Origin of the sequence: Pantoea sp. BS_8, assembly GCF_041954965.1 — a bacterium.
Taxonomy (GTDB): domain Bacteria; phylum Pseudomonadota; class Gammaproteobacteria; order Enterobacterales; family Enterobacteriaceae; genus Pantoea; species Pantoea stewartii.
In genome coordinates, this window is sequence record NZ_JAVAXU010000017.1 from 20,929 (window position 1) to 39,553 (window position 18,625).

Consider the following 18,625-nt stretch of genomic DNA (forward strand, 5'->3'; position numbering starts at 1 on the left):
AGACTGCGTTTTTCGGACTTCGCCTTATCGCTTTTCCGCTTTATCTGATCGCCAGTACGGCTGCGTTGTGGAGTAGTGTAAAGGACGTAAAAGGCTGTAAAAACGCGCGTTTTTAGCCTGTGACGCGCTTATCATTCCTGCCATACGTCACTGTCACTCAGTCGGAAGTTTGCCGATAAAACAGAAAACAGTGCACATACTGACCTGAACATTCATCTGCAAAGGAGAACCACCATGGATTCTTTCTTTCCTGAGGATGTCATTGATACCCTCAGTAAAACGTTCTGGCAGCGCGTCAGTGCGATGAAAGGGCTTATCGAACGTCACCAGAGTTTTCGTCTGCTGTGGTTCGGCGAGGCGCTGAAACGTAACCACAACTGGACTGATATCAGCGCGGAGCAGGCCGTCAACCGCGTGATTAGCGAGAGTCAGGGGCTGCCGCTGGCGGAGGTCAGAAAAATGACCATCGCCCAAAAGTGGGTTGCACTGTCAACGGTGAGAAAGACGCTCTACTCACAACCGGATGGTAAAACGTTTCAGTGGCTGGTGGAGAAGAAGCTGGACGAGCTGGATAATCCCGGCCAGTTTTCAGCGTAACGCCATATTGCGTTCAGCGGCGCAATAAAAAACCTGTCCACGCTGTTCGCGTAAATACCAACTGGCCGGGGTTGCCCCCGGCTCTGTGATGAGCAGCGAAACTTTACCGCTTTTGTGGCAGTAAACCGCGCTTATTCATTCGCGATCGGCGTCGAATTTTCCTCGATTTTGGTGTCGCCCTGAATCGCCTGAATCCGCTTCTCTACCGCATTTACCTGATCGCTGTTGTGCAACAGCGTGTAGGTCAGATCAAAGGTTGCACTCGCGCCCGGTGCCAGCTGTTTAACGCGCTTCTGCTCCCGTTCAATCGTGACCGGATAGGCATAGTTGGTGCCGGGCTCAATCCCGGTGACATAGCCTTGTTTAAGCGTGTCGGTATTTTTCCACAAGGTCAGCAGCGGTAACTGCTGAGTATCAAACTGAATGGACGCGCCTTTGTTGCCCGCTTTATTAACCACGGCGGCGACCGTCTGATGATTCTTGTCGGACAGCGGTTTGATGTTAAACACCATTTCATCGAAGTCTTTGGTTGGGCCTTGATAGGTCTGCCAGTTTTTCAGCCCCGCTTTGGCATAGTCATTGAACGGGCTGATGCCCGACATCGGGGCCATAAAGCGGGCACCTTCCTCCAGAATGGGCGTACTGAAGTTGCTGTGATAGATGATCTCGTAATCGTGCGGGTAATCGGAATGGTTGGTCAGCACGTCGTGCAGGCTGAACTGATCGCTGCCCGGCACATAACGCAATTCCGTCCACGTCTGCAGATCGGCTTTCTTAAACGTACTCTCTTTGATCAAACCGCGAATACGAATTTCATGCGGAGCCGCATCCGCCACCTCGACTTCAAGCTGCGAGACCGGCGTGTTTCCGGCTTTGCCATGCAGCGTGTAGATGCGGCCTTTGTCGTTCACCGGATGGCCGGTCCATTCGTAGCCACAACGCACCATCATTTCGTTGAATCCTTCCAGCCAGCCCAGGCCATTGCGGCTTTCAAGATTGATGAACGCCGGGTTTACCACCTCTTTAACGGGGGAATCCCAGCCCAGGCGGGTGCCGAATCCCTCTACGCGGAGCAGGTTCATACCGCGTGTCGGAATAAGCGTAATAGTCAGGCCATCCTGACTGCGGATGACCAGAAGCTTACTGCCTTCCTGCTTGCCGCCATGCAACATTTTCTGCTCAATGCTGAACGGTTTGCCCTGAATGTTCAGCTCGCTGCTGTTTATCTGCCAGTTTCCTTTGTCGGTGCCTTGTTCAGCACTCGTCAGCACCCAGGTTTTTGCAGATACCGAACCCGAAATCATTACGGCCAGCACCGTCAGTGCGAGTTTCGTCTTCATCGTTTACCTCTCTGGCTGAATCGTTTTTTCATTAGTGAGAGGAATTTACTGATTTGGGCTACGCGGAAACGTGATTTCTCTCACCTGCTGGAAAATCAGGCAGGATTAAGCGTGTTAGTGGGATGTTGCTCACATTTAAAATGCTTATTAATGCTGTTATGTCATCTTTTTATCGGCATAAACGCGAAAGCTGTAAACGTTTCAGCCACCACCGGTAAACCGTGGCTGGCGCGTAAAGTCAGGAATCAAAACAAAGGCGCGAAGCAGGGGCGTCGCGCTGTACAGTGAGGCGGATCAGGTCAGATAAAACTGTCGCTTGAAGGCAAACATATCATTCAGCAGGCAGTACTCGGGATTACCGAGTGTAATAACTGGCGCGCGCTGCGCGATCATCGTTTTCCAGTTCGCCAGTGAACGTCGCCAGGCGGCGTCTTCGTCGTCGGTCAACGGCGCAACCTGATATCCCAGCGTGATATGAAACTGGTAGCGATCGTGGTCTGGTTCGCGAATGCCGGTGACCTCGGACAGCCGATCGCGTAAACGGCGCAACCGCGTCTCTGTCTCTGCATCCGCCGTTAGCAGGCGCAGCGTTAACGGGGTTTCACGCGCAGACGGCGCCTCCGGATTGACGCGCATGTGGTAAGGCGAGGCATCCTCACCCAGTTTATATGTCCGCAGGCGTTCAGCCAGAATCCGGTCGCACTCGTCCATGGGCATGTCCAGCGGCAGCCCGGCAGGCCATAAGGGATAGCGTCTTGCCTTGTCGTTGGCTCCGCCGAAAACAGTCATGTGATAACTGGAGGGCGGCAGTGCGGTAACCTTCCTTGACCAGCTTTCGCCGGGTAATTCACGATAGACATCAAGCAGGGCATCAAAGGGTTCTGAGCCGTCACCTTGCTGCGGCAGATGGCAGATAATCGTGTTTCCTTTAAAGGGAAGAACCCGGCCATCTGCGTCAAACTTACGACCCACGTCGTTGGGGCGGTGTTCCGCACCGATGGCGAGGGAAGCGGCCAGACCGCCCAAGGTGGCAATCGTACCTTTCAACAGCCTTCTCCGTGTTGTCATCGAATAACCTCTGCATTTAGCCGGTTCCGACAAGGTCGGTAACGGGACCGTTTCCCCGCGCAACGCCACCCGTATCTGCGCGTGATGTATTCCTGAGAAGCTGTTCTCATGCCTGACCGGGCTTAACAGGCAGGGGTGCTGTGATAAGGGGACAATAACGCGCATGCGCAGAAACAAAGAACCCGACGTCATCCTGCACGGTGATCCGCTCAGGGCGCTTCTCAACCGGGGAGCTTAGTGAAGATCTGTGACTAAAAAATGACTGAAGATGTACAACGAGCGAAAGAGGAATATCTGTTATGACTAAGCGGGCCGCAATGGAGCTTGCAGCACGCTTCATAACGCCCGATGCAGCGTCGTCGTGGCTTGTTCATCTGCGCGCTTTTTTCTGCTCGTCTGAGAAAGAAAAAGCCAGCGTATGCGCCGCTGGCATGACGTTTTCATGCTTATACATTGAGCCGGTGGATGACCGTCACGAATTCATTTACCCCGCGATTGATCTCCTGAAAACTGCGCGAGAGATTGCTGATCTTATCGTTTTCAGTCGTAAGAAAGCGTCTGATTTCATCAAGCTGCCGGGACATGTTTTCAATGAGCGCGGTATTTTCTTCCACAACTTTCGTGATTTTAAGCGTCGCCTGCGACGTCGAAGCCGCCAGTCGCCGGACCTCCTCGGCCACCACGGCAAACCCACGTCCCGCTTCGCCTGCCCGCGCGGCCTCAATCGCCGCGTTTAACGCCAGAATATTGGTTTGTCCGGCGATGGTGTTGATCGTCGAAACAATTTCTTTTATGTCCATGGAAGAATGATTGAGTCTGTCGCCAATGTCTGCTGCCGCACCCACCTGTAACGACATGGATTCCGCATTGCGGATGGTCTCACCCAGGACATCATTGGCATTAAAGGTGATTTGCGACGTCTCTTCCGACGTTGTGACGGCAATGTCAGCGATCCGTTTGGCATTCTCTACGCGGTCGGTGATATCAGACGCCAGTTTAATAACCTTATAAACATGCCCGGAGGCATCTTTGACAGGGTTATAGCTGGCCTCCAGCCAGACGCGTTTTCCAGACGCTGTCACACGTTCAAAACGCCCTGTGAAAGCACGCCCCTGCTGAATCTTTTGCCAAAAATCAGGCTGCTCCTTATAAAATTCATCAAAGCAAAATATGCGATGATGTTTACCTTGAATGGCCTCAAGCTGATAGCCCATTAATTTCAGAAAATTGTTATTGGCGTCAATGACCTCACCCTGCGGTGTAAACTCAATCATGGCCATGGAGTTATTCAACGCGGTAATGATGGCTTCTTTATGCTTTAACGCTTCATGTTTATGCGTAATGTCGTTGGCAATTTTTATGATTTTTTTCACCGCACCGTGGCGATCTTTCACAGGGAAATAGGTGGCGCTCAAATACAGCCGGCTGTGATTTTTGCGAAACCGCTCAAAGATACCGCTGAACGAGTGACCTGAGCCGAGTGTTTGCCAAAAGTGGGTATAGTCGCTGGAGTGCACAAATTCATCATCGCAGAACAGGCGATGATGCTGACCGGCGATCTCATTTAGCGTGTAGCCTGTCAGTTCGAGGAAAGGCGTGTTTGCCGTAATGATGCGACCGTCGGGCGTAAATTCAATCCAGCCGATGTTGGCTTTGATCGCCTGTGTATTGGTCTGGTCGTCCGCTAACCCCAGTGAAGCTTTACCAGGCATAAAACGTGTCAGGGCTAACATACTTCTCTCCATCTGATTCAGTTAAAGGGGCGTAAAGCGTCGGGCCTCGTGGCGGAGAGTTTGCTGTCTGATGGAAAGTAAAGCGTCCGGCCCGGGTCATTTAACTTATCGGCACAGGCCGGTTCATATTTAGAAATGTATTAAAAAAATTGATGCTTATCACAGTGACTGTCAGTGCACACAGATAACGAGCTACGTCTTCTGACAGACTGCCTGTAACAGTGAAAAGATGGCGAAAGCAGAAAAACAGCAGCCATGTGGCGGATTGCTTCCCGCTGCCAGACAGGACGGCAGATAAAAAAGCAGGATGAGCGGGGGCTTTTCCGGGCAGATGTCAGCGGCAACCGCTACAGACCGGATAAGATTGTTAACCAGAGTTTGTCAAACGAGGTAAAAGAAGACATCAGGAGGGGCTATACAGTCAACATAAAGTGTTTAGGGCTTGTTGCAGTGTAGGGACGTTTTTATGACAGGAAAGCGTGAATCAGCGAGAGCGAAGCCGATGGCAATGGCGTCGCCAGGCGTTTTCATGCACACCCGAGAACGCGCCTGCGATGGCGATGAGCCGGATTTTCTGTCGGGCAGGCATGTCGCCGCTGTGATACCCGTGAGCTGCATCACCACACGGCGGCGTCGACAGGCTGGCGGCAGCAGAAAAGGCTGACGCGCCAAACAATGACGCGCCCGTGTGTGGGGCGTAACCCTGACAATAAAACCGTATGCAGTGCCGTGAATCGCATCAATGCTGCCTGTGCCCTCAGACCTTCAGTCGATGAATCACCGTTACGAATTCGTTCACGCCGCTGAAAATTTCCTGAATCTTGTCGGACAGATGCGTGATTTTGTCGTTTTCTGTGGTAAGAAAGCTGTTAATGCCGTCGAGTTGCTGGTGCATTTCGCCAATCAGGCTGGCATTTTCTTCGACCACCTTGCTGATTTTCTGCGTCGCCTGTGAGGTAGAAGCAGCAAGACGTCTGACTTCTTCTGCTACCACGGCAAAACCGCGTCCTGCTTCGCCTGCCCGTGCGGCTTCAATCGCAGCATTGAGCGCCAGGATATTGGTTTGTCCGGCAATGTTATGGATGGTTGAGACAATCTCTTTGATGTCTTTGGCTGAGTAATTCAGTTTGTCGCTGATTCCCGCTGCCGCAGCGACCTGCGAAGCCATCGATTCGGCGTTACGCACCGTCTGACTGAGAACATCATTGGCATTCACGGTGATGTGTGACGTTTTTTCAGACGTGGTCATGGCGATATCCGCCACGTCCTGCGCCGTGACGACACGTTCGGTAATATCCGACGCCAGCTTAATCACTTTATAAACGTGTCCCGAGGCATCTTTCACCGGGTTGTAGTTGGCCTCAAGCCAGACGCGTTTTCCTGATGCTGTTACCCGTTCGAAGCGCCCGGTGAACGCGCGCCCCTGTTGAATTCTGTGCCAGAAGTCCGGGTTTTCTTTATAGAACGCGTCAAAACAGAACAGACGGTGATGTTTGCCCTGAATAGCGGCCAGATCGTACTCCATCAGCGTAAGGAAGTTTTTATTGGCATTAATGACCTCGCCCTGTGGCGTAAATTCAATCATGGCCATGGTGTTGTTCAGCGCCGTAATAATCGCTTCTTTATGCGTGAGTTCTTCATGCCGATCGGTAATGTCGTTAGCGATTTTGATAATTTTTTTGACCGTGCCGTGTTTATCTTTCACGGGGAAATAGTTAGCGCTTAAGTAGAGCAGGCTGTTGTCTTTGCGGTAGCGTTCGAAAATGCCGCTGAATGACTGGCCTGAGGCCAGGGTTTCCCAAAACAGGGCATATTCACGGGAGCGCACAAAATCAGGCTTACAGAACAGCCGATGGTGCTGACCGGTGATCTCACTGAGCTGGTAACCCGTTACGGCAAGGAAGGCCGGGTTAGCCGTGAGAATAATGCCCTCGGGCGTGAATTCAATCCAGCCGCTACAGGCCTGGATGGCCTGGATATTATTCTGATCATCCGAGGCGCTCCGCGCGTTTTTGCCGCGAAGTAAACGCATAAGGGAAAACATAGATCTCTCCAGATATCGCTGTAATAAGCTCGAAAGGTGATGACCGCGTAGTGGAGAGACAGCGACCCGGTTAAGGGGAAGTCGATCGGCTCGGGTCTACTTCGGTTATCGGCATTGCGCATGTCATATTTAGGTCACATTTCAGCCACGGTGAGCGCACAGTGAGATGCGTCACGTTACAGGTGGTGGGCAAGGCAGGTACATCGACACAGGAGAGGACGTCTCGATCTCAACATGATGAGAATGTCGTGATCGAGCGTCGCGGTAATCAGGCGGAAAGCCGGCGCGTTAGTTTCCGGCGTCAGGTATCGCACTACGTAAAAAAGCCGGAATAACGGGACGCCCATTTTCCAGACAGGTGCCGGTGAAAACCGCCTCAGCATAAACAACGTTATCAACCAAAATTTGCTGAACGAAATTAACACGGTTACGCTTTTCGTTTGCCGCGAGTGCGCAGGTCACCTGCATCTCATCGCCTTTTTTCAGGCTCTTTTTAAAGCGAAGCGTATATTCAAGCAGCATATGGATACGGCCTTCGGCAAACTCCGCTTCCAGATCCACGCCAAGGTGCTCTTTCATAAACGCGTGGCGTGTCCATTCCATATAGAAGGGATAGTAAAGTCCGTCTACAACGCCCTGAAAATCGATATGCTTTTCGTCAACCTGATACGTTTTGCTAAACATAGTATGGCCACTGGTAAGTGAGGGAAGGCCCACTTTAGTCGGCATGGCTGTTTTTTTAAACGGCTTTTTTCAGGCGACAGAGGAAGGTGAGTGATTCACGCTAACAGTAAAATCAGCACGCGCCAGAATCATCCAGACACGTGCCGGGTGGGCTTTACGTCATGCCGCAGCTAAACACCGAGGCTGTTTAGCGCAGCACAGCGGCTGGCTGGTGTCGGTCAATACGGAAAATGGACACGGCATTACGTAACAGGGTCGTTTGTTCCACCATGCCCTGGGCCGCAGAGGAGACCTGCTGCACCAGCGCGGCGTTCTGCTGGGTAACCTGGTCCATTTGGCTGACGGCAATGCTGACCTGCCCGATACCGTTGCTTTGCTCATCCGACGCAATGGTGATTTCGCCCATAATGGTCGTCACGCCCTGTACGGATTTCACGATCTCCTCCATCGTGTTACCTGCCTGTTTCGCCAGGCCCGAACCTTTTGCCACGTGTTCAACCGACTGGGTGATCAAATCTTTGATTTCTTTAGCCGCGGTAGAACTGCGTAAGGCGAGCGAACGTACTTCTCCGGCAACCACCGCAAATCCGCGTCCGCCTTCACCAGCCCGTGCGGCTTCAACGGCGGCGTTCAGGGCCAGAATATTCGTCTGGAATGCAATCCCTTCAATGACAGAGATAATCTCGGCCACTTTGCCTGAGCTTTCTGAAATAGAGCGCATGGTTTCGACAACCTGTTTCACCACATCTCCCCCCTGCAGGGCCACGTGCGAAGTGGTATCCGCCTGAGAATTTGCCTGACGGGCGTTATCGGTATTTTGACGGACGGTAGCGGTCAGCTCCTCCATACTGGCGGCCGTTTGTTCAAGTGCGGCAGCCTGCTCTTCAGTGCGCTGAGCCAGGTCAATATTGCCCTGGGCGATTTCGCTCGCTGAGTTATTGATCAGTTCCGCAGAGGACTGAATGCCACTCACAATGGTGACCAACTGTTGGCGCATGGCTTCCAGCGAGGCCATCAGGCTGCCCTGGCCTTTAAGCGGCACAGCAATATCTACCGTCAGGTTACCCTGAGCAATCATGCCAGCAATATCGGCAGCCGCTTTGGGTTCGCCGCCCAGTGCGCGAACGATACTGCGTGTAATGATGGTGCCCAGCACCAACGAGAGCAGGATGGTGGTTAACCCGGCCAGACTGAGCGTCATTTTCGTGGCAAAGGCCAGGCTGTTTACGTCGTCAGAACGCGTAGCCAGCAGCGACGATTCTGCGTTGTTGAACCCGGCGGCGACGGCGCGGTAGCGATCCATAAAGGCTTTATCACGCCCTTCCTGAAAAAAATGCGTCAGGGCATCGAGCGGTTGTTGTCCACCATTAACCTGACGACGCAATGCGATTAGCTGATCGTCAATGGCCTGGACGCTGTTGTGCAGGTCAAGTAATGACGTCAGTCTTTGCTGTTGACTGGCATTATCTGCCGTCATGGTGCGGAGCTGATTATATTTCTGGTCAAACGCCGTTTTGCCTGCGTTGAACGGTGCCAGGAAGGCTTCATTACCGGAGATGACAAATCCCCGCACGCCCGTTTCCATATTAACCATGTCAGTTAACATGCTGTCGCTCAGACTCATCACCTTATAACTGTGAATATTCCAGCTATTGGCCTGCCGTAGCTTGAGAAAGTTAATAATTGACAAGCTGCTGCCTATTAATGACACAAGAACGATGATGCCGAACGCGAACGCGATTTTGCGGCCTGTTGTGATTTTCATGTTGATTCCCCGTTTAGTAATTTTTTTATTTTTGTAATAACAACCCTTGCTTTTCGAGTATCGGCAACAAAGGAAGGCAGTTTATGAAAGCGAAGCCGTTTTTTAAAAAAAAGTTTAAAAACTATCCTTAAGTTTAGTAAAAAGTTAATTTCCTGAGTTATCTATAGTATTCGATAGAAAGGACGAGATTAGCGTAAGGTGTATAAATGAACTGAAAATAAAAGTGATAATGAAAAGGAGATGCGGGGGATTTGTGTTAAGTGAGCGTAGTCGCTGGAGTGGGGAGAAAAAAATGGATGATAATCAGGCTGTATCATTGTGCGCTTGATATCTGAACGGATTAAATAAGGTTGACGCTTTCATCTCACCTTATCGATGAAATGAAAGCGGCCTTGTTGTTTAACATCGTCATCGTGTATTTAATGTCACGCTTATTGATAATTACGAGCCTTTATTACTCTGTGATGCACTGGCACCGGTCTGTGAGTGATGCAGGGTCGGGCTCACAGGCAGTTCAGAATAAGTTTGCGTATCGTAAATCACGCCTTCTTCTGCGGATTTCAGCAGCATGCCTGCCTGGTAGTATTTATCCTGTTTCATTAAAGCAAGGGCATTTGAAACATCATTTTCTGTTTGTTGTAGCGGCATCAGTTCCTGCGTTTCAGTGACGGCTACGCCAGCCAGCTTCAGCGCATCAAGCGCACCTTGCTTATCACCTGCTTTAATATGCTGATTGGCTTTATCGATCGCGTCATTTTTCTGTTTTGATAACTGGTAATCTTCCGACACGGATACATCGGAGCCGATGCGAATATAATTATCTCCCGTCATCGGGGCTTTTTTGTCATAGCGAATATACTTTGTCCAGTCCACACTATTATCTTTTAAATAGGTGTCAGCCTGAGTCGCCAGCGCTTTTGCTTGTTGAGTTTGGCCATTAAATAACGCGTTGCGTGAAAGCTGAATATCATTCATGGCCTGCGCGGCCTGGGCCGAAATGACTTCATTATTTAATGTATGGCTGTCTTTAAAGGACTCAGCGGCCGCAGCGCCACCAGTAAACACTAATACGGCTACAATCATTGAGCTAATAATCATCTTTTTCATGATATTTATCCTCTGTATTTATGCATCCGAAAGGTGCTAACGTCATTGATTACATCTGTAGTGTTCATTTACCAGGACTGTCTTTTTCGAAAAAGCAATAACACTGCGTTGTCAGACAAATGCAACGTCGCTGTTTTTGCTGTTTGGGAAACAGTTATCCAGAATGGCATTCTTCACGCAAAAATAATGAGGTGAAACGGCGTTGAAAACATAATCCGCCTGCGAAATGTCCGGGCTGTTTTTTGAGAAAAACATATCGCCAACAAACAGGGCGTCGGTCAGATGTGAATCCTGGCGTGAATAATCACTTTTACACAGGTTACCGTGGTAAGAAAGCAGAAGGGGCAGAGCCATGATGTTATCTCCTTGATGTCGTCTTGACGTCTTTACTTAACACCCGGAGGATATTTAATTGTAATTATGAGTTTGCAGAAAAATGTCACTGTTACAATTGCATGGTTTTTTTATCATTTTAATTCAATGGCTTGCGAATCAGTGTTTGTTACATCTTACCGCTTCTTTAAAAAACCTGAGTTTTCTATAGAAGAAAGCGTACAGGCTGACAGTCGGGTCATAAAAGAAGCCACATCAGCCGCGCCGTCGTTGATCACTCTCTGTGCAAGATAATCATTCAGCGCGCTGTCACTGAGCGTCTGCCGTATGCTGGTTCTGATGCGGCTAAGCGTGGTTAATTCTGAACGGGTTGACTTTATCCCTGTCTCATCGTGTTTTGAACATGTTGCTTTACAGTGCGCATGGCAATGGCAAAATAGCCTTTTCCCTTTCCCGCTATCGATATGTCTGAAGATGCCCTGCGGCAGCAAATTGCGAATTTAAAAAAACACAATGCGCGATTAAGGCGTATTGCGCATGATGCCCGCGATAAATTGGGTGCTGCGCTGGACGGCACGGGCCTGTGCTTGTGGCAACTGGATATTCCCACGGGCAAGTTGGTTATTTTTAACCGCCGCTGGGGATCCATGCTGGGTTTTCAGCCTAAAGAAACGGATGCCCATTTTGATGTCTGGAAATCCTGCCTGCATCCTGAGGATGCCGCAGATGTTCTGAAGGCGTTCTATGACCATATCGAGGGCAAAGCACCCTTCTATGAAGCCTTACATCGGATGATTGGTAAAACAGGAAAAATTACGTGGGTGCTGGACCGGGGCCGCGTCAGTGAATGGGACGAGCAGGGCAGACCGATCAAAGTGACGGGCACGCACATTGATATGACCAAAGAGAAACAGTACGAAGCGCAACTGGCTTCACTGGCCATGCACGATCCCCTGACGCAATTAACCAACCGGCATGCGTTGATCAATCATTTTCGCGATATGAAGAAAAAGGCATTATGTATTGCCTTTATTGATTTAGATAATTTTAAGCATGTCAACGACACGTTAGGGCATCGCAGTGGCGACGAAGTCCTGATTCAACTTAGTCTGCGCTTTATCGCAGCCTGCCCACCAGGTGTCATTATTGGGCGACTGGGCGGCGATGAGTTTGTTTTACTGATTCCGCTCGCGTTAACCCATCCACTCACGAAGAGGCTCACGCACGCCTGTCTTAATGCTGCCCTGCAACCTTTTGAGCTGACCAACGGTACTGCCGTCATTGGCGCATCCATTGGGGTTGTTCAGGTTGAGGAGCCAGAAAACTTTGACAGTGCGCTGGCCCGTGCTGATGAGGCGATGTACCGCATCAAAAAAAACGGTAAACGCGGTGTAGCGTTGTAAAAACGCGTTTTTTCTGCTTCTGGTTTGACCATCGGTTTCCCTCTGCCATGCTTGACAGGTAGTGCCGCGCGCCGGAACGTCGCTGAGCTTCTCAGACGATGGCCGGAAGCGTCATCACCTTCATCCATAGCGAGGCGTTTATGAGTCTGTTTAAAAGCAAAGATGGATTTAACCTCTACTACAAAGACTGGGGCAAAGGGCAGCCGGTACTGTTTAGCCATGGCTGGCCGCTGGACGCGGATATGTGGGATAGCCAGCTCAACTTCCTTGCCGAACGCGGCTATCGGGTTATTGCTTTTGACCGGCGCGGTTTTGGACGTTCCGACCAGCCATGGGAAGGATATGACTACGATACGTTTGCTGACGACATTCATAGCCTGATCACACATTTACAGCTCAAGGATGTCACGCTGGTCGGGTTCTCAATGGGCGGCGGCGACGTATCGCGTTATATTGGAAAATATGGCACGGGCAACGTTAAAGGGCTGGTTCTGTTAGGCGCAGTCACGCCCGTGTTTGGTAAGAAAGACGATCATCCCGAAGGCGTAGAGAAATCGGTTTTCGACGATATCAAACAGGGACTGCTTGACGACAGAGCGCAGTTTATTAAGGATTTTGCCGCCCCCTTTTATGGCACCAATGCTGGCCAGTCAGTATCCGAGGGCGTATTGACGCAGACGTTAAACATGGCCCTGCTGGCATCGCTCAAGGGAACGCTGGACTGTGTTACCGCTTTTTCTGAAACCGACTTTCGCGCGGATCTCGCTCGCGTTGATGTGCCCACCTTAATCATTCATGGCAGCCATGATCAGATCGTCCCGTTCGAGGCAACCGGAAAGCTGGCCCATGAACTGATTACGGGTTCAGAGCTCAAGATCTACGATCAGGGGCCTCATGGATTCGCAGTCACGCATCAGGCTCAGCTCAACAACGATTTACTCGCCTTCCTGCAAAACAGCAGGGCAGAATAGTCCGAAAAAAACGCCCGTCAGGGCGTTTTTATTTTTATTGCCGCTTCGCTTACCTGAAATGTGATGAGCGGTATTTCTTCCGCTTGTGAGAAGTGCCATTTTACTAATTGTCGCCTGCCTGGTCATTTTATGATCTTTTCTTTCTCTTCATTCTAATAAACGAGACGTTTACCGCTTCGCTTATTTTTGCATGTTGCAAACCCTGCCGTAATGAATTCGATTTTATCGCGCTTAGTTAAATAGATCATTTATTGATCATATTGACGATGGGCAATGTCACCTGGCCGTCCATGTGCTGCGATTGAAAATAAAATCAGTGTGGACTTTTTAATAAATAGATCGATTAATAGAGCCTTAGAGGAGCGTTTTCATTAAAGTTTTCGCCAGGAGCGTTAAACTAGAGTTTCCTCGAAAAATAGTTTCATCACTAAAGAATTAACTGGATTTACAAATAAGGTATATGTATCTGCCTTTGTGAGTGTCGTGACCGTCATGCTTGATTAGGTGATTTTTACAGCTACATTTGTTTGTGCACTCTTTAGTTGATGCAACTTCCACTGTGCTATTTCAATAATTAAACTTGCGGAGAACACAGAATGACTCAATATCGTGGTGGGGCCGGTAATTTCGCTGCAGACAAAGAGAGAGCAGCAGAAGCAGGCCGTAAAGGCGGACAAAACAGCGGTGGGAATTTCAAAAACGATCCCCAGCGAGCTATTGAGGCGGGGCGTAAGGGAGGTAAGGTTAGTCGAAGAAGTTAATTCAATATTAACAAGGGGTTAGCTATTTAAACTGAAACCTTCAGTGAAGCTGACTTCTACTCAATATATAAACTTCGCTGTTTAATCCATGAAATAAACCACCTCTGGTTTAGGATTTGGTCAATCTTGCCGGAAAGGATATTCCTTTCCGGTTTTTTTATTGCTGCTTTTCCGGTCAACGCACGGCTGTCTGAACGAAAAAATGAAATCCGGGTTCACCAGGTGAAACGCCTCTATTTTAACTGAAGGTTAACTTGTACGGTTTTTGCTAATTCTGTACAGGTTTGTCTTAATTGAGGTGAGGCGGAGCATTTATCAAAATAACTCATTTTGAGTAAAGTACTGGTAATTAAGGGAAAAAGGCATTTTCAATGCTACTTTAAAATCTGAATTAAACGGAGCCGAATGCATTCTTCGTTAAATAGTCTAAGGTTAGTGAGTACATTGTCACTGGCGCTGCATTAAAAAATAGTGGCGTAGCCGTTCAATTAATGAGGCTCTTTTATGACTGTCAAAACGTTAAACGATCTCTTTATCCATGACTTGTCCGATGTTTACAGTGCGGAAAAACAAATCGCGAGAGCACTGCCTAAAATGGCGCGTGCGGCAAGTGATGAAAATCTTATCGCTGCGTTTAATCAGCATCTCGAAGAGACACGCGGGCAAATCGAACGTCTGGACGAATTAGTCGACGTTACGCCTGAAGTGAAAATCAAGCGAATGAAATGCCATGCCCTGGAAGGCTTGGTAGAAGAAGCCCAGGAAATTATTGAGTCTGTTGAAAAGGGTGAAGTACGCGATCAGGGATTGATCGGGGCGGCGCAGAAGGTCGAGCATTATGAAATTGCGACCTACGGTACGCTGCACGCGCTGGCCTCAAAGCTGGGTTATACCAAAGCCGCGAAGCTGCTGGCCCAAACCCTTGCGGAGGAAAAGCAGACGGATGAAAAACTGACCAGCGTTGCACAGACCATCAGTTCGGCTGAAGGAGTCGCGAAATGACGGCCATTGAAAACTATCATGACTGGTTGCGCGACGCGCATGCCATGGAGAAGCAGGCCGAGAGCATGTTGAGCAAAATGGCGGGTCGTCTGGAGCATTATCCCGCTCTGGAGCAGCGCCTTGCCCAGCATCTGGATGAAACTAAGCATCAGCTTACTCTGCTTGAACAACTGTTGGATCGCCACGGCATTGACCATTCCATTATGAAAGACGTGATGGGCAAAATGGCCGCCACAGGACAGGCGATTGGCGGCATGTTTACTTCTGACGAAGTCGTCAAAGGCGCGATGAGCGGCTATGTGTTCGAAAACGCGGAAATCGCCAGCTACACCAGCCTGATCGCGGCTGCCGAGCAGGTCGGCGACAGTGATGGCGTCAGAGTCCTGACCGAAATTCGCGATCAGGAAATTGCGATGGCCGAATGGCTGTTCACGCATCTGCCGGAAGTCACTCAGCAGTTCCTGCAGCGCTCTGCGGCGCCAGGCGTTGAAGCGAAAAAGTAAGTTCTCTACAGAGAAATCGCCAGAAAAAAGCCGGGAACGTTTCCCGGCTTTTTTGTGCCTGCGACACAGATTAATCCATCATCATATGGCCATACATCGCCATCAGCCGACGGGTTACGCCGTTTGTCCAGCCAAAGCCGTCCTGCAGAGGATATTCACCGCCGCCACCGGGACGCGCGCGGTCACCGCTGATATCGTACTTCTCGACCAGTTTATGGTGTAACTGGTAGAAGTTATTCACGGTTGTCAGCCAGTTCACGGCGATTTCGCTCGCCAGGGTTTCTTCGCCGTAGTTATTCAGGCCCACCACCGCCATCCACTGCATAGGCGCCCAGCCGTTAGGTTTATCCCACTGTTCGCCGCTTTCCACCATAGAGGTCAGCAGCCCGCCATTGCTGAGCAGCAGATGGCGCAGCGCGATAGCCTGTAAATGCGCCTGATAAGGCGTTGCCAGTCCGACGAAGAGCGGCACTACCGCAGCGGCGGTGAACGCGCCAAAGCGGGCGCGGCGCCAGTCATAATCCCGGAAAACGCCTGCGGTACTGTCCCACAGGTAACGGGTAATGGCACGTTTGCGGGCGTCCGCCTTATTCTGCCAGGCCAGCGCAGTCAGCTCTTCGCCTTTAACGTGAGACAACGTCGCAATCATCAGCTCAAGCTTGTACAAAAACGCATTGAGATCGATCGGGATAAACTGCGTTGTACGGATGCTCGACAGACGTTTTGGATTACGCAGCCAGCGTGATGAATAGTCCCAGCCTGACGCGGCACCCGCGCGCAGATCGCGGTAAACTTCGCTTGCCGGACGCTTAGAATGACGCGCTGTTTCAATGTCCTCGATCCAGGATTCATCACGTGGTGTGTCGCGGTCGTCCCAGTAACGATTCAGAAGCGAGCCGTTCGGCATCCGGACCACATGGCGATAAGCCTGGTTAGGCATCAGTGAGCCGGCGCCATCCATCCAGAACTGATACTCTTTCATCAGCTGATCCAGATAGCGCTGTGAGCCTTGCACGCCGTCCTCTTCGAACAGTTCCACCATCAGCGCAAACACAGGTGGCTGTGAGCGGCTCAGATAATAAGTGCGGTTCCCGTTCGGAATGTGCCCGTAGTTATCAATCAGCCAGGCAAAGTTGTCGGCCATATGACGTAACAAATCGTCACGCCCTGATTCCGCCAGGCCGAGCATCGTAAAGTACGAGTCCCAGTAATAAGTTTCGCCAAAACGACCACCGGGCACGACATAAGGTTTAGGCAACGGCAGCAACGACGAATGCGGCATATGCTGCTGCGGCATCTTGGTAAGAACCGGCCACAGATCGTCGATGTGCTCGTTAAGCGTTTTGTCAGGGTTCGAAACGTAGAAGCTTTCGTTGATACCTGGCATGTAGAAATGGTCGGCAACGAAACGCGCCAGATCGAAGTCCTTGCTGCGCTTCTGACGGCGGTAACGCATCAGCACATCAAGCGGATCGTATTTGGGCGAGCAGTCGGGGAACGTTTTGCTGTCCTCGAAGATGCCCGACATCTGAACGGCCTCGAAAAGCTCAAGATAGCGATCGGCAGGCGTCAACGCATCCGGGGCAGGCAGACCTTCGATCAGCTCTGGCTCGGGTTCAGAATCCTGCATGCGCTCCAGCTTCAGTTCATGGGGATCGTATTGATACTCAACTTCCGCCCCGGCACGATTCTCTTCGAATGCATTGAGTTGCTGGCGATAAGTATTAATAACGGCCTCCTGAGCGAACGGGGTTGCACAAAAAGGAAATTATAGACCTCTCGCAGGCAGGAACAACAATGCAGATTGTCTATGAACGTAATAAAAATTGTCTATTAATCGTATAGATTGAATAAACACAGACAATTCAACCGAATATCTCGACTTATGACGTAAATGCATTTCAGATGAATCTCTTACGGCAGGCTTAATAAAATTTTGCCTGGGCCAAAAGGGGCTGTTTTTTCCCTGTGCGGCAGGAAAATGAAGCAAAAGTGGCATGATGTAAGAAAATACCCTCTCGGGTGCCCTGTTAAGGAGAATGATCGTGCGTTCCTTTACTCTGCGACGACTCACCAGCAGCGACAGTGTAGGCTATCGCGCCATTCGGCTGGACGGATTACAACGCCATCCTGAGGCGTTTGGCGCGGATTATGCGCGTGAGCGCTCAGAACCTGACGCGTTTTTTGCGGCTCTGCTGCAAAACAATACTGTGCTGGCCGGATTCGATCCCCAGGGCGAGATCGTGGGCGTGACGGGTTTACGCTTCCATCCCGGCCAGAAACAGCGGCACGTCGCCACGATTTGGGGAATGTATGTGCTGCCTGAGTGGCGGGGAAGCGGCCTGGCGAAGACGCTGCTCATGACCGCAATCGCGCAAGCCCGTGAATGCATCAGCATCCGGCTTGCCGTGAGCGCCACCAATGCAGCAGCAACGGCCCTGTACCGGTCTGCTGGATTTACGACCTACGGAACAGACGTCGCGGCGCTGTATGTCGACGGTGTGTTCCACGATACCGTGCTGATGAGGCTGGACTTAACGGCTATCGGTTGAGGCGCACTGCCAGCATGCCCGCGCGTGGTATAAGGCGAAAAGGAGGCTGTCAGACGAGGCGGAGGTTAAATATGCGCGACAGGCCAGTTTGGCCGCGTGCGGTGACGCCAAGCTCCCGATAGCCGGGCGTCTGCTGTAGCCAGGCTTTTTGTATCATGAAGCGCAGCAAGGCTGCACCGGCCTCGCCACCAAGATGAAAGCGCCTCTCACTCCAGTCCAGGCAGGGGCAACAGGGCTTTCGTCGCGACGGCGAAGTCAGCTCGATGCCTGTTGCGGCAAAATGCGCCTTGCCCTCCATTGTGAGCGCCGTGCCATCCGACATCAGCCAACCCGCTGACTGCATAGCATCATAGATACCGACGGCAATCTCACCGGCCAGATGGTCATAACAGGTGCGGGCTCGCCGGAGCCGGTCTGGCGTGGTTGTTTTCAGGACTGAACCGGGCCGGGTCGAAATGCCCATCAGGTTTTCCAGCAGGCCCGCCACCTCGTGGCTGGCCAGACGGTAATAACGATGCCGTCCCTGTACCACGCAGGTTAGCAACCCTGTCTCCGTCAGCTTATTCAGATGGCCGCTGGTAGTGGAGGGCGCAACGTCAGCGACCACGCTCAGCTCGGTCGCCGTCCAGGCCCGGCCATCCATCAGGGCACAGAGGATGTGCATGCGCGAGGTATCCGCCAGCGCAGTGGCCACCGTCGCCATGCTGAAGGTCAGAGAAGAGTGTGTGCTGTCATCACACCGGGCCGCCATGCGTGTCATTC

General features: G+C 51.1%; 17 protein-coding genes. 7 read left to right on the top strand and 10 right to left on the bottom strand.

Annotated features, from left to right (window positions below; genetic code table 11):
- The first annotated feature begins 234 nt into the window (after positions 1-234).
- Positions 235-597 carry a hypothetical protein gene (locus RAC65_RS21010; RefSeq protein ID WP_006118252.1) on the top strand — a complete coding sequence of 121 codons (363 nt, stop codon included), beginning with the start codon at positions 235-237 and terminating at the stop codon, positions 595-597.
- 131 nt (positions 598-728) lie between these two features.
- Here RAC65_RS21010 and RAC65_RS21015 read toward each other — a convergent pair whose 3' ends face one another.
- The 8 genes from RAC65_RS21015 to RAC65_RS21050 all read right to left on the bottom strand — a co-directional run bounded on the left by RAC65_RS21015 (position 729) and on the right by RAC65_RS21050 (position 10,692).
- Positions 729-1,937, bottom strand: a complete 1,209-nt coding sequence (locus tag RAC65_RS21015; protein ID WP_058702240.1) for an aldose 1-epimerase family protein — start codon at positions 1,935-1,937, stop codon at positions 729-731.
- A gap of 294 nt (positions 1,938-2,231) precedes the next feature.
- Positions 2,232-2,984, bottom strand: coding sequence for a DUF1868 domain-containing protein (locus tag RAC65_RS21020; RefSeq protein WP_226376284.1), 753 nt, complete (start codon positions 2,982-2,984; stop codon positions 2,232-2,234).
- A gap of 467 nt (positions 2,985-3,451) precedes the next feature.
- Positions 3,452-4,738, bottom strand: a complete 1,287-nt coding sequence (locus RAC65_RS21025; protein WP_006118256.1) for a PAS domain-containing methyl-accepting chemotaxis protein — start codon at positions 4,736-4,738, stop codon at positions 3,452-3,454.
- 757 nt (positions 4,739-5,495) lie between these two features.
- Entirely contained in the window at positions 5,496-6,782 is a 1,287-nt protein-coding gene (locus RAC65_RS21030) for a methyl-accepting chemotaxis protein (protein ID WP_375097226.1), read from the bottom strand.
- A gap of 288 nt (positions 6,783-7,070) precedes the next feature.
- On the bottom strand, positions 7,071-7,466 hold the full coding sequence (locus tag RAC65_RS21035) for a thioesterase family protein (protein WP_058702236.1): 396 nt from the start codon (positions 7,464-7,466) through the stop codon (positions 7,071-7,073).
- A gap of 187 nt (positions 7,467-7,653) precedes the next feature.
- The gene (locus RAC65_RS21040; RefSeq protein WP_058702235.1) at positions 7,654-9,231 is read right to left on the bottom strand and encodes a methyl-accepting chemotaxis protein; all 1,578 of its coding nucleotides are present in this window, start codon (positions 9,229-9,231) and stop codon (positions 7,654-7,656) included.
- A 441-nt stretch (positions 9,232-9,672) separates the two neighbouring features.
- Complete coding sequence (locus RAC65_RS21045) at positions 9,673-10,338, bottom strand: YfdX family protein (RefSeq protein ID WP_033739721.1); 666 nt, start codon at positions 10,336-10,338, stop codon at positions 9,673-9,675.
- 111 nt (positions 10,339-10,449) lie between these two features.
- On the bottom strand, positions 10,450-10,692 hold the full coding sequence (locus RAC65_RS21050) for a hypothetical protein (protein ID WP_033739719.1): 243 nt from the start codon (positions 10,690-10,692) through the stop codon (positions 10,450-10,452).
- Between the two features lie 443 nt (positions 10,693-11,135).
- On the opposite strand from RAC65_RS21050, the gene RAC65_RS21055 reads away from it, so the two are divergent.
- The 5 genes from RAC65_RS21055 (at position 11,136) to RAC65_RS21075 (ending at position 15,311) form a co-directional block, all read left to right on the top strand.
- Complete coding sequence (locus RAC65_RS21055) at positions 11,136-12,074, top strand: sensor domain-containing diguanylate cyclase (RefSeq protein WP_058702234.1); 939 nt, start codon at positions 11,136-11,138, stop codon at positions 12,072-12,074.
- Between the two features lie 140 nt (positions 12,075-12,214).
- Positions 12,215-13,045, top strand: coding sequence for an alpha/beta fold hydrolase (locus RAC65_RS21060; RefSeq protein WP_006118263.1), 831 nt, complete (start codon positions 12,215-12,217; stop codon positions 13,043-13,045).
- A 596-nt stretch (positions 13,046-13,641) separates the two neighbouring features.
- Positions 13,642-13,806, top strand: coding sequence for a general stress protein (locus tag RAC65_RS21065; protein WP_006118264.1), 165 nt, complete (start codon positions 13,642-13,644; stop codon positions 13,804-13,806).
- A gap of 504 nt (positions 13,807-14,310) precedes the next feature.
- Positions 14,311-14,808 carry a ferritin-like domain-containing protein gene (locus RAC65_RS21070; protein WP_006118265.1) on the top strand — a complete coding sequence of 166 codons (498 nt, stop codon included), beginning with the start codon at positions 14,311-14,313 and terminating at the stop codon, positions 14,806-14,808.
- A complete protein-coding gene (locus RAC65_RS21075) occupies positions 14,805-15,311 on the top strand; it encodes a ferritin-like domain-containing protein (protein ID WP_033739715.1) in 507 nt (168 codons plus the stop codon). Before RAC65_RS21070 ends, RAC65_RS21075 begins: the two co-directional genes overlap by 4 nt.
- Positions 15,312-15,381: 70 nt before the next feature.
- Here RAC65_RS21075 and RAC65_RS21080 read toward each other — a convergent pair whose 3' ends face one another.
- Entirely contained in the window at positions 15,382-17,040 is a 1,659-nt protein-coding gene (locus RAC65_RS21080; protein WP_050504863.1) for an alpha,alpha-trehalase, read from the bottom strand.
- A gap of 310 nt (positions 17,041-17,350) precedes the next feature.
- Here RAC65_RS21080 and RAC65_RS21085 point away from each other — a divergent pair, with 310 nt between their 5' ends.
- Positions 17,351-17,863 (top strand): GNAT family N-acetyltransferase, encoded by a 513-nt coding sequence (locus tag RAC65_RS21085; protein ID WP_072209569.1) that lies wholly within the window; start codon positions 17,351-17,353, stop codon positions 17,861-17,863.
- Between the two features lie 49 nt (positions 17,864-17,912).
- Here the strand turns inward: RAC65_RS21085 and RAC65_RS21090 are convergent, their stop codons facing one another.
- A complete protein-coding gene (locus tag RAC65_RS21090; protein WP_058702233.1) occupies positions 17,913-18,623 on the bottom strand; it encodes a helix-turn-helix transcriptional regulator in 711 nt (236 codons plus the stop codon).
- Between the last annotated feature and the right edge of the window lie 2 nt (positions 18,624-18,625).

Bases quoted from the DNA above. Each gene is read 5' to 3' on its own strand.
- RAC65_RS21010 (WP_006118252.1), top strand. From the start codon at position 235: ATGGATTCTTTCTTTCCTGAGGATGTCATTGATACCCTCAGTAAAACG.
- RAC65_RS21055 (WP_058702234.1), top strand. From the start codon at position 11,136: ATGTCTGAAGATGCCCTGCGGCAGCAAATTGCGAATTTAAAAAAACAC.
- RAC65_RS21090 (WP_058702233.1), bottom strand. From the start codon at position 18,623: ATGACACGCATGGCGGCCCGGTGTGATGACAGCACACACTCTTCTCTG.
- RAC65_RS21065 (WP_006118264.1), top strand. From the start codon at position 13,642: ATGACTCAATATCGTGGTGGGGCCGGTAATTTCGCTGCAGACAAAGAG.
- RAC65_RS21040 (WP_058702235.1), bottom strand. From the start codon at position 9,231: ATGAAAATCACAACAGGCCGCAAAATCGCGTTCGCGTTCGGCATCATC.
- RAC65_RS21045 (WP_033739721.1), bottom strand. From the start codon at position 10,338: ATGAAAAAGATGATTATTAGCTCAATGATTGTAGCCGTATTAGTGTTT.
- RAC65_RS21085 (WP_072209569.1), top strand. From the start codon at position 17,351: ATGATCGTGCGTTCCTTTACTCTGCGACGACTCACCAGCAGCGACAGT.
- RAC65_RS21075 (WP_033739715.1), top strand. From the start codon at position 14,805: ATGACGGCCATTGAAAACTATCATGACTGGTTGCGCGACGCGCATGCC.
- RAC65_RS21015 (WP_058702240.1), bottom strand. From the start codon at position 1,937: ATGAAGACGAAACTCGCACTGACGGTGCTGGCCGTAATGATTTCGGGT.
- RAC65_RS21050 (WP_033739719.1), bottom strand. From the start codon at position 10,692: ATGGCTCTGCCCCTTCTGCTTTCTTACCACGGTAACCTGTGTAAAAGT.
- RAC65_RS21030 (WP_375097226.1), bottom strand. From the start codon at position 6,782: ATGTTTTCCCTTATGCGTTTACTTCGCGGCAAAAACGCGCGGAGCGCC.
- RAC65_RS21025 (WP_006118256.1), bottom strand. From the start codon at position 4,738: ATGTTAGCCCTGACACGTTTTATGCCTGGTAAAGCTTCACTGGGGTTA.
- RAC65_RS21035 (WP_058702236.1), bottom strand. From the start codon at position 7,466: ATGTTTAGCAAAACGTATCAGGTTGACGAAAAGCATATCGATTTTCAG.
- RAC65_RS21070 (WP_006118265.1), top strand. From the start codon at position 14,311: ATGACTGTCAAAACGTTAAACGATCTCTTTATCCATGACTTGTCCGAT.
- RAC65_RS21060 (WP_006118263.1), top strand. From the start codon at position 12,215: ATGAGTCTGTTTAAAAGCAAAGATGGATTTAACCTCTACTACAAAGAC.